The following is a 10,521-nucleotide window of genomic DNA, read 5'->3' on the forward strand; positions in this document are numbered from 1 at the left end:
GGTCTTCCTACTGCCCCAACTTTGCAACAGCACCATTCAAACGCTACACCACCCTCTCAGGACGCTTGCGGTTGCCGGAGGCGTGGGGTTCTCGTATGCTTAAGCGCATGCCTTTGACAATAGGATATATTGTCCATCTGGCATAATTAGCATTGTTAGATCAGCGTCTAACCGTGCAACCGTTCAGTGGATTTAGTTTAAGCAGCGATGAGAGTCTGGCTTACTTTTCTATTGGACACTTCATTTTGTTCCAAACAACTTTCCAAGGAGTGAACTTGTCCGCACTTTCCCAACTTGTAAATGATAATCCGGCATTCCGGGGACGCCTAGACGGCATGGCTGAAACCGCTCTTCCACCGGTAACCGCAACCCCTGCCATTGCAGTGACCGCTGCAAAGGCAGCTGGCGCAGTTATTGGCGGTGGTGCAGTCAGCGGCGCTGCTTACGCCGCATACCGCGCAGTTATCAAGTAGTTCTGACTATCAGCGCACTCACCACATCAAGTCATTACAATTTTCAACATCTCGGAGAGTAATACTATGTCTCGTTTGTCCACTCTTGTCAATAACGACCAAATAACCCTTGAGCAGGTGCACAGCCCTGTGATGGCAACCCCAGCTGCATTCGGTGCAGGTGTTGTTGCTGGTGCTAAGGCTTGCGGAGCGCTAGTGGCTGCAGCTGGCGTTGGCGCTGCCATTGCATCGGCTACTAAAAAGTAGTCCTCGATTTCAGAAGGATTGGAGTTGAGAGGAGAAAGGCAGTGGGTTTGAGAAGAAGATTGTCGCAAGATCCGCTCGCAACTGTTGAGCGCGCTTGTGCTATTACCGAGCTTATAGCTTCGGCGGAATATCTGGTGGACCGAAAGAATCGTCAGTATGGTGGTCTAAACGACTGGACATACTTGAGCTCACAGTTCCCAGGTGGCACTGCTAAGTTTTGGAATAAGCTCAGCGCAACGCAGGCTGAGAGCGTTTATGTGGCACTTCATTTGTTGAAAATCACTCACAATGTAGTTCTCCTTTCACCTCTTTCAAATAACGAAATTCGTGCGTATTGCAATCTAGTGCAAAGTGCTTGTTACCTTACTCTCCAGCCTCGCCAGTTTTTCGGTACAGACGGTTCTGATCAACTTAGTTTCCTAGGGAATGCAGCGTCTGCTCTAGGGAGATTGGGCGGCAGCTCAAAAAGCCGTAAGGCGGCGGCCGACTTCCTTGCTTTACAAGTCATTATTAGTTACTTCATCTCAGGAGTAGTTAAATCTCCAGGTAAACGGTGGTCCCGTGGTAACGCACTCGAAGGTGTTATGGCCACCGAGACCTACGGGGACAGGAAATTTTACAGATTCTTACAAAAGCACCCGCGCATTGGGCAGATGACGACTCGAGGCACCGTTATCATCGAGTCATTGATGCCACTCGCAATGCTCAACGAAACCGTGCTAAAAGCAACACTTGCACTGTTCGGCACCTTCCACTTAGCCAATGCCCGAGCAATGGGGCTAGGCCGTTTCGTTTTACCGTTTATATCGACATATCCCGCGATCCTAGCTTTTCGTTCAAGTCTCTTCAGACCAGGTGAGGCCACCAAGAAATGACTCCACAGTTACGCCCAACCAGCGCTTCACCAGTTCTCAATGCGAGCATCCTGATGGGCACATCACTTGTGCTCGGAGGAAGTATTTGGGCTGGGATTAAAGAAAGAAAACATCGTGCAGACTACCCTGGCTTCGAGACACGGCACTTTCGAAGCTCAACTGGCAACCGTCTTCAAGTGGCAATCGCACCTGCGAAAAACCCCTCGGCACAAAGCTTTGTTTTAGTGCCTGGTCTGTCATCTAGCATTTCGACCGTGGCCGGGCTCGGCACAAAGCTGTCAGCATTAGGCCATCAGGTTGTCATGTTTAATCGTGCAGGCTACGGAGGATCAGTTCGGTTGTCCGAAGAACCGTTTCATATCAACGAGTTCATCATCGATCTTTACAATACTCTGACTGAACTCGCTACAGATAACTCGGGTACCAGCTTTCATCTCGTCGGGCACTCTTTAGGAGGATATCTTCTGCATGAGTTTGCACGGAAAAACCTTGCTCTGGTTTCAGCAGTAAGCTACTTAGATCCGATGCATCCGAAAGAATTGCAGATATCGAATGCTCAGCGGATGGGGAGTAAAACGGTTGAGCTATCCGTAAATACCGTCGCACCATTCATCAAATTTGGGGCTGCTCTGCTCTATGGACAGGGAGTGACCACCTACTCGGACGGGTATCAGTTTCACGACCGAATCCTTGCCGATTTAGCTAGCTCCTCAGTGTGGAAAACCGCAAAGGAAGAATGGAAGCTTATTTATCCATACATGCTTGATGGTCATGATATTTTTGCTCTCCCAAGCTCAATTGACACCCAAGTCATTGCTGCAGGAGAGACTGTGCGCAATGAGCCCGCTCAAGAATCTCTCTACAGGGAATACAGCGATTCCATTCATATTCTTATGGGGGCGGGACACCAGTCAATGTTGACGAAAGAAGAAGCACAAAACAAAATTGCACATTGGCTCACCGTAGGAGCTAAAAATACTGACTTCGGAGACGAAAAATAGTGGGTAATATTCGCAAAATCATAGATGGATCGGTTGCTTCAATTTTTGGCGGATGGTTGGTAGCAACACTGCTTAGTCAGCACCCAGAATCGAATTTAGATCGAATTCGTCGGCTAGATGATCGTTTTGGAAATACAATCATCCCCAACTGGAAGTTTTTTGCGCCTAATCCAGCGGTAGAGGACGTGCACGTTCTTTATCGCCTTGTTTCAGAGGACTTATCCGAATACAGCCCGTGGGAAGAATGTCACACCATCTCGCCACGTAAAATGTCACAAGCGTTTTGGTTCCCTCGCCGTCGCTTCGAAAAAGGAATCTTTGATACGCACCAGGCTCTTGTGATCGGATTAGCTAGCTTGGGAAAAGGCGAGGAGAACGACGCCGTATTGCGAAGATCAATCAGCGATACTGCCGAGATGTTGAACAACTACATTCGCCATAATTACACTCGGCCAATCTCGAAAAAAGAAAAGAACTGGTACTGGCAACAGTTGATGTTAGTACGGTTCGCAGGCCATGATGGCGCAGCAAAACCAATCTATGACCTCATTTTAAATTATCAAGCAATCAATACAGAACAAACTTCGAATATTTCACCAGTCTTCTATTGTGATGATTATTTCAATGAGTACTACGACGAGGTCATGAAGATAGCCGATCCCAACGTTGATCATGCTGAGTGGATCGCTGCAGCAGTGGGCGAGCAACTGCCGCAGCGCATTCTAGATATCGGTGCCGGTACTGGGCGGGTGCTCACCCAAGTTGCTGGTAGATTCCCGAATGCGGAACTGTTTGCCATCGAACCAGACGAAAAATTCTCCCAGTCATTCACTGATATCGATGCCAACTTTTTCTCGGGCACTGTCGAGGAAGCTTTTACAGCAGAAGCCACCACGGATATAGATTTGGCTTTCGTAACCTACGGATCATTACAGTACATATCAAGCTTGGGCGAGCTTATCGAGTCGCTAAAGAAAGTTCGCAGAATGATGACCCGTGGAGGAATTGTTGCGGTGGAGCTATTCGCCTCCGAGATATATCGCGCCCCCGTGCAGCCCAGCCCTATGAGTTTAAAGCTAGGCGAAGAACCGCACACGATGAGTATGTCTTCCCTCCAATATCCACATGGAATAGTGGAAGTAACAACGCAAATTAAGCGCCAATCTGACGGAAAAACTGGAGTAATGAAAGAATGCGTTTTGCCTGTAACTCGTCAAGAAGCAGTCGAAGCCCTTCATGCAGCAGGATTTTCATCTGTCCAGGTTAATCTCAGAGGCGCGTATCACCGATGTACAGCAAAAAATATGTAGCCTTAATTCATAAAATCTATATTTAACTCTCTGAAAGGACTATTATGACGCGTTATTTCACAGCTTTGATAGCCTTTATGGCTGTATTGTCGATTGCTGGAATTATGTTTGATGGAATTGACTCGAAGCAAGGTATTGCTATTACTGTCATCGTTTCTTTAGCTTCTGCTGCCGTAATCTATTGGCTATATCCGTTCTTCACTGATTTAGAAAAATAGTCAAGTCAAACAATTTGTATTTTTAAAGGGCAATAGTGAAGACAGTATGGAATATTGCAATGAGGGGCCAATACGGCTCATACTCAACCCTGCTAATTCTTGCGATCGCCGCCGGCATTATAACAGCCACACAGCCAGTCTTAACAGGGCAAATCCTACAGATTCTGTCAGGTAACGAATGGGATGCAGCGCGCGCATCCATTTTATTGCTGACTTGCGTTTTTCTCTGTGAACTTGTTCTCCAGGTTCTAATATCTTTGCTGCAGGCGCATATCGGAGGGCGATGCGGCAAGAAACTGCGAGACCATTCACTGAACCTTACGGTTAACTCGCAGCAAGGGATTGAGGATATCTTACCAACCGGTGAGATTCAGAACCGCGTGCTCACGGATTCTGCGACTGCCCCCTACACATTCGTCAACGCGGTCCCCGCTGTACTTAGATCCACAACGCTCTTGTTGTCCTGCATCGTTGGTATGGCATTTGTTTCGCTCATGCTTTTTGGCATTGTAATCGGACTTGTTCTCTTAACTGCTCTAGTAGTCCTGCAGCTTTCACGTTGGATTAGGAAATCTACACACCTGTCCCGTACAGACGCTGCGAACTACGGTATTGCAGTATGGAACCTGTTGGGTTCCTTAAAGGTATATAAATCGCGCAACGCTGAACCTGAGGCGTTGCGTCACATAAGCGATAAGTCAGAGACTCTACGAAAATCCGGCATTCGTACCGATATTTCGAGCAGTCTTGTCATGCCAAGTCTGAACTTGGGCACCCAAATTGCCTTGGTTCTATCCATTGGTGGAGCTATGTGGGCGATGACGAGTGGCCGGCTCTCCACCGGCGAGGGCGTGTCTTTTGTAATGTTCATGCTTTATTCATTATCCCCAGCAGTGGAATTGGGCACGTTAGTCAGCGGAGCCGCTCAAGCTAATGTAGCTGCAGCTCGTTTGATCGAAATCTGGAACCAACCGCAAGAGAAGCAAGGAAGCGCTCTGGTTCCTTCATCAGCGAAGCCTTCTTTAGTGTCTAGTAATCTGACGTACTCTTACCCAGGAACTGAACTGCAGGTCTTGAGCTCTATTAACATGCGCATAGAAGGTCCGGGTCTCTATTTGATGCACGGATCCAACGGAGCAGGAAAGTCTACTTTCTTGGCACTTGCCAATGGAGTTCTGCCGGCACAAGGGAAAATCTTTGTTAACGGAGTGGACTCCTCAACCCTGTCTCGAAAGTCTTGGCGCGAAAATGTTCTGCTCGTCGATCAACAACGTGCACCCTTTCACGGAACTCTACGCGACAATATCGGCGCAGGACTTGATATCAATGACAATGACCGCATCCAGGCCATGGAGCGCACTGGTTTCATCAAGCACTATCAAGACTTAAATCTGAAGATCGGCGACGACGGAGTCGAGCTTTCCGGAGGACAGCGCTCCCTGCTAGCTATAACGGACGCCCTCGTTCGTAAACCTCAGATTTTGCTCTTGGACGAGATTTCTGCAGGTGTGGACAAGGAAACTATCCCAACTTTAGTTACAGTTATTGAGCAATGTGCACAACAGAGCCTGGTCGTGGCTACGACTCACGACAACATTCTCGACAAGATTCCACACCGAGTCATTGAGCTAGACGATCTTGCTGCTGGCGTAGAACTACGATCTCGGTCTCTCTAAGCTGATTTGTTTTAGGAATTATAAATGCTTGAGTTTAAAAGTGTGCGCAAAAGGTTCGAGAAGAACGAGGTTCTGAAGGAACTCACTTTCCGGTTAGATGCAGGTGAGATCTTGGGCCTTTTGGCACCAAACGGTGGCGGCAAGACTACTGCTATGAGGATTGCTATGGGGCTCATCCCCTTTGATGACGGTGCCGTCACCGTTTTTGATAAGCCAGTGAAGCCTGGTGCAGTACGCGGTGTGGGATATATGCCAGAAGAACGTGGTTTATACCCAAATGAACGAGTTGAAGACCAGCTTCGGTATTTTGCAAGACTCAGCAAGATGTCGCCGACCGCAATTGATAGGCGAATGGTCGAGCTGTTGGACGAATTAAATGTCCTACGATATAAAAATAAGAAAGTCAAAGAGCTATCGCTTGGAAATAAGCAACGCGTCCAAATCGCTGCAGCATTAATCGGCAAACCTCAACTACTCATTTTGGACGAGCCCTTTTCTGGGCTTGACCCGATCGCAGTCCAATTTTTCAGCAATCTTCTCCGTAAATACGCATCCCAAGATGCAGGAATCCTCTTCAGCTCTCACCAGTTGGACGTCGTCGAGCAGGTGGCTACACGAATTGGGATTATGAAAGAAGGGCAACTGGCTTTCGATGGTGGCTTGGAAGAGCTGAAAAAGAACAACCGGAAGAGTATTGCTATTTTGCGTTTTCAACGAGACGAAGCATCTGCAAAAAGGGAGATTTCTTTTGAAAACTGTCCCAATGTCATCAGTTCTACGGTGAGCGCTGGGAAAGCGGAGCTAGAGCTCTCAGTAGAAAGGATCTCTGTGGAAGAAATCGCACTTTCTGGTTTAAGAGCAGAGGAAATAGTGGAAGTGTCGTACAAGCGCAACACATTTTCTGAAGCACTTTCTGAACTATATACCGAAGAAGAACAGACCGAATCGGTGAAAAATGAAGTTAGATAAGTATACTATTTGGGAAATCGCGAAGAAGGAAGCGAAACTTGGTGCATCCAGCAAAGCAGTATGGGGAGTGCTTGCAGTCGTTCTTATCGGGGCAGTAACGCTTATTGGCTTCGTGGGTGCAAAAATGGAGCATGATACAGTCACCGATCTTGAGACGTTAGTGCTCATTCTGGGGACTTTCCTTACCGTAGTAATGGGGATGGGTATCCTTATGAACAGCACATTAGTCGGAGGATCCATTAGTGAAGAAAAAGACAAGAAAGTAGTTGAGATTCTACTCTCCCTGGCTAGACCAGAAGAACTTTACATTGGAAAAATGCTCGGTCATTCCCTCATCGGTTTTACTCAGCTCTTTATCCTGTGGGTAACAGTCCTTATTTTTACGCTGGTCTTTGATATTTCCACACTGTCTAAACTGCCCATCTGGTTTTGTTTCGTCATGCTCGTATTTATGCTGTTAGCATACTTATTATTCACAGCTCTCTACGCGCTGGCTGGGGCACTCGTATCCAGCGTAGAGGATTATTCCGTCGCTCAGATACCGATTGTTTTCCTCTTCATGGCGTCAATGTTCCTGCCTTTTGCACCAATGATTGGATGGGGTTCATTAAACGATGGATGGATTCCGTTCGTGGCTTGGATACCGCCACTATCAATGACGCTGGCGCCAACCCTAGATGCTTTTGACGACGGACTATGGATCCGAACAATCTCCTCATTTGCAATCTTCTTTGTAGAAATTTCAATTCTAAATTATCTGGGAACCAACCTATTCCGTAAGAAAGTTCTAAAATAAAGAATACCTAATACTAATCCAGTTAAGCTAACGTGCTCAGTGTTCCGCCAGGTCAGATACGAAGCTGACACGAGAGTGTGCGGGGGTTTGGTTTACAGGTAGTCCGCAAATCGGTCGGGGTGAGCCACAGCTAGTTGGCTGATGGATCGTTTCCATCCGGCGACTTTCGCTACTTCAATGTCGAGTTCTGTTAGCCGGCGCGTGCCTTTAGGCACCATCTGGGGAGCAAACGTACCAGCACGATCCCTAGACACGGTTACTTGGGGTTGCCCGCAAATAGTGAATAACACATCGCTCACCCTCTTTTTGTATAGGCACACCTATTGAAAAATATTTCAACCGGAAAAGCGTTCAGCCAAAAGGTTAGGTAATGTTGGAACCAGTTTCCCATTATTTACCTAGCAGAAATGTCGTCGCGGCATTAGTTTTCTTGAAAAGAGGACAATTGAAAGCTGCTGTAGTAGGGAGCGGCCCGAACGGACTAGCTGCCGCTGTTGTATTGGCTCAGCATGGAATGGAAGTCACCGTATTTGAAGCGGATAAAACAGTAGGCGGTGGGATGCGTAGCCACGAGGGCCTCCGTGCAGGAGTTATTCACGACATGTGCTCCGCTGTTCACCCGCTAGCTATAGCTAGCCCTTTCTTCCGTGAAATGAAATTGGAGCGCCACGGACTAGACTTTGCGTTTCCTAAACTTGATTTGGCCCATCCCCTGGACGACGGTAGCGCTGGCCTCCTATACCGTAACCTCAGTCAGACTACAAAAAGAATGGGCAAAGATGAACTGTTGTGGCGTGCAACTTTTGGCCCACTAGCAAAAAACTTTAACTCCATTGCTTCCGATACGTTAGGTCCGGTGTTACGCGTTCCGCGTAGCGCAATGTGGACTGGACTGTTTGGCTTTAATGCAGTTCTTCCTGCCTCGCTGTCAGCGTTGCGATGGAGGGAGGAAAGCACACGTGCCTTGTTTGCCGGTATAGCTGCGCATGCTTTTTCCAGATTGGATACTCCACTAAGCTCTTCGGTGGGAACACTGTTGATAGCCGCCGCACATAATACAGGCTGGCCTGTCGCGGTAGGAGGAAGCCAGTCTATCGTGAAAGCGTTTCTTGCAGAATTGGCACAGTTGCGTGTAACGGTCATGTGCGGAACCCGCATTGACTCGCTCCAGCAAATTAATGATTTCGATGTGGTAATGCTGGACACCACACCGCAAGATGCGTTGAAAATACTCGGTGCTCGATTGCCGAAACGCATGCAGAAGGCATATTCACAATTTGCTCACGGGCCTGGGGCGTTCAAGGTGGATTTTTTGATTGAAGGCGATATTCCGTGGAGCAGCAAAGCGCTTCGGCAGGCGGGGACCGTACATCTGGGAGGTACTTTTGCAGAGATAGCGGAGGCAGAAAAGAGCATTGTAGCAGGAAAAATGCCTCATAACCCGTTCGTATTGCTGGGACAGCAGTACCTTGCAGACCCGAGCAGATCGGATGGAAAGCTCAATCCCGTGTGGGCTTATGCTCACGTACCGAACGGGTTCGATGCCGACGCCACGGAGCTGATAGTCCGTCAAATTGAACGATTTGCGCCCAATTTCCGAGATACCATTGTGGATTCAGTTTCGTTCAGCACCGAAGAGATGCAGCGCTATAACGCTAATTACGTAGGCGGTGATATCATCGGCGGCGCGTCTGGAGCACGGCAGCTTATTGCACGACCTATATTATCTCCTGATCCGTATTACACAGGGGTTTCGGGAGTATATATTTGTTCCTCTTCGACGCCACCAGGTGCGGGTGTACACGGGATGTGCGGGAAGCACGCAGCAGAAAGCGCTTTGAAGCATCTGCACCAGCGGTAAAAATGTTGGGCGGAAATCCTGGTTTGCGATGTATACTACGCTGAACTGCGCGGCCCCCTTTTCGGAATCTACCCCTACCTACCCTCAACCGGAAATGCCTCGTGATGGCCACTGAACCGAATCAGCTCGATCTGGCTGCCCATCTTGATGAAAGTAATCACTCAAACCTGGCCTAGGTGAACGTAGAAAGCTGATTTTTCATTTTCATCAATTATCTTATAATTAATACAGGCCACGGAGCGAACTACGCATCGCTTCATCTCAGCGAGGTAATAAACACATTGCCTACTACCACCGTCATTAGATACACAGTGTAAACAGAATTGATGTTGCAGCCCTCTAGCCTGCGTAATGGGTTTTTGTATCTGATTGGCTTTTAAAGATTTGCAGCCGAATTAAGCAGTCCCTAGCTTCTGGTTACCGCAATATGCGATCTTAAAAGCGTTTCCAGTTGACGTATGGATAACCTCGTTACCACCTTAATAGTTAGTGATCTATCTAGAACGAGATTCTTTTACTTGTATCGAGCTTAGTTTGGCATCGATGAACTAAGCTAGCAAATACGGATGGCGAGCTAGCATGTTGCTAGCTCGCCATCCGTATTTGGAAGAAAGATTACGTTGCGGAGATTGGCTTAGCTCCTCCGACTTCCCTGGACAGGTTATAGTGAGCAAGTACCAGGTAATGCGACTCCAGCCACAGGTGGACACATTGCAATCCTGACTTTTGCGGGATCATTCAGCGGAGATGTGAACGAGCTCGAACTCGGAAATGTACCAGCTAACGCCGTAGGAGCAATAGCGACTGATGCTAAAACGGTGGTTATTGCTACACCTAGACGATTGATTTTCTTCAAAATTTTCTCCTTTCACTTTGAAAGTGACGTTGGTGGAAATCGTGAATGCGCGATTAGGGTGAATTACGCCCTTAAGCACTGACATTTAGAGTACAGAATTTTTTAAATGGCGACATTTAATGTCGCCATAATTTATTTCCTTTGCTTTGAAAAGGAAATAAATGAACTTCGTTAGCTTGAATCGCGAGGCTTTGGTGGCAACCAAAGGTGCTGTTGCAAAGTTGGGGCAGTAGGAAGACC

Annotated in this window: 9 protein-coding genes; all 9 read left to right on the top strand. The window is 47.7% G+C overall.

The features are described 5' to 3' along the window. Positions 1–173 precede the first annotated feature (173 nt). The 9 genes from HMPREF3088_RS07975 (at position 174) to HMPREF3088_RS10255 (ending at position 9,425) form a co-directional block, all read left to right on the top strand. Entirely contained in the window at positions 174–473 is a 300-nt protein-coding gene (locus HMPREF3088_RS07975) for a hypothetical protein (RefSeq protein ID WP_246818122.1), read from the top strand. 287 nt (positions 474–760) lie between these two features. After that, positions 761–1,594, top strand: coding sequence for a hypothetical protein (locus HMPREF3088_RS07985; protein ID WP_070759244.1), 834 nt, complete (start codon positions 761–763; stop codon positions 1,592–1,594). Further along, positions 1,591–2,595 carry an alpha/beta hydrolase gene (locus tag HMPREF3088_RS07990; RefSeq protein WP_070759247.1) on the top strand — a complete coding sequence of 335 codons (1,005 nt, stop codon included), beginning with the start codon at positions 1,591–1,593 and terminating at the stop codon, positions 2,593–2,595. The genes HMPREF3088_RS07985 and HMPREF3088_RS07990 overlap by 4 nt, the downstream gene beginning before the upstream one ends. Then, complete coding sequence (locus tag HMPREF3088_RS07995) at positions 2,595–3,905, top strand: class I SAM-dependent methyltransferase (protein ID WP_070759249.1); 1,311 nt, start codon at positions 2,595–2,597, stop codon at positions 3,903–3,905. Before HMPREF3088_RS07990 ends, HMPREF3088_RS07995 begins: the two co-directional genes overlap by 1 nt. Before the next feature lie 44 nt (positions 3,906–3,949). Then, positions 3,950–4,123, top strand: coding sequence for a hypothetical protein (locus HMPREF3088_RS10510; protein WP_014301128.1), 174 nt, complete (start codon positions 3,950–3,952; stop codon positions 4,121–4,123). Positions 4,124–4,158: 35 nt separating this feature from the next. Then, positions 4,159–5,799, top strand: coding sequence for an ATP-binding cassette domain-containing protein (locus tag HMPREF3088_RS08000; RefSeq protein WP_070759251.1), 1,641 nt, complete (start codon positions 4,159–4,161; stop codon positions 5,797–5,799). A gap of 24 nt (positions 5,800–5,823) precedes the next feature. Continuing rightward, positions 5,824–6,768, top strand: a complete 945-nt coding sequence (locus HMPREF3088_RS08005) for an ABC transporter ATP-binding protein (RefSeq protein WP_070759253.1) — start codon at positions 5,824–5,826, stop codon at positions 6,766–6,768. After that, a complete protein-coding gene (locus HMPREF3088_RS08010) occupies positions 6,755–7,564 on the top strand; it encodes an ABC transporter permease (RefSeq protein WP_070759254.1) in 810 nt (269 codons plus the stop codon). Before HMPREF3088_RS08005 ends, HMPREF3088_RS08010 begins: the two co-directional genes overlap by 14 nt. 445 nt (positions 7,565–8,009) lie before the next feature. Next, positions 8,010–9,425 carry a phytoene desaturase family protein gene (locus tag HMPREF3088_RS10255; RefSeq protein ID WP_083317374.1) on the top strand — a complete coding sequence of 472 codons (1,416 nt, stop codon included), beginning with the start codon at positions 8,010–8,012 and terminating at the stop codon, positions 9,423–9,425. The last annotated feature ends 1,096 nt before the right edge of the window (positions 9,426–10,521 follow it).

Origin of the sequence: Corynebacterium sp. HMSC22B11 (assembly GCF_001815965.1) — a bacterium.
Lineage (GTDB): Bacteria > Actinomycetota > Actinomycetes > Mycobacteriales > Mycobacteriaceae > Corynebacterium.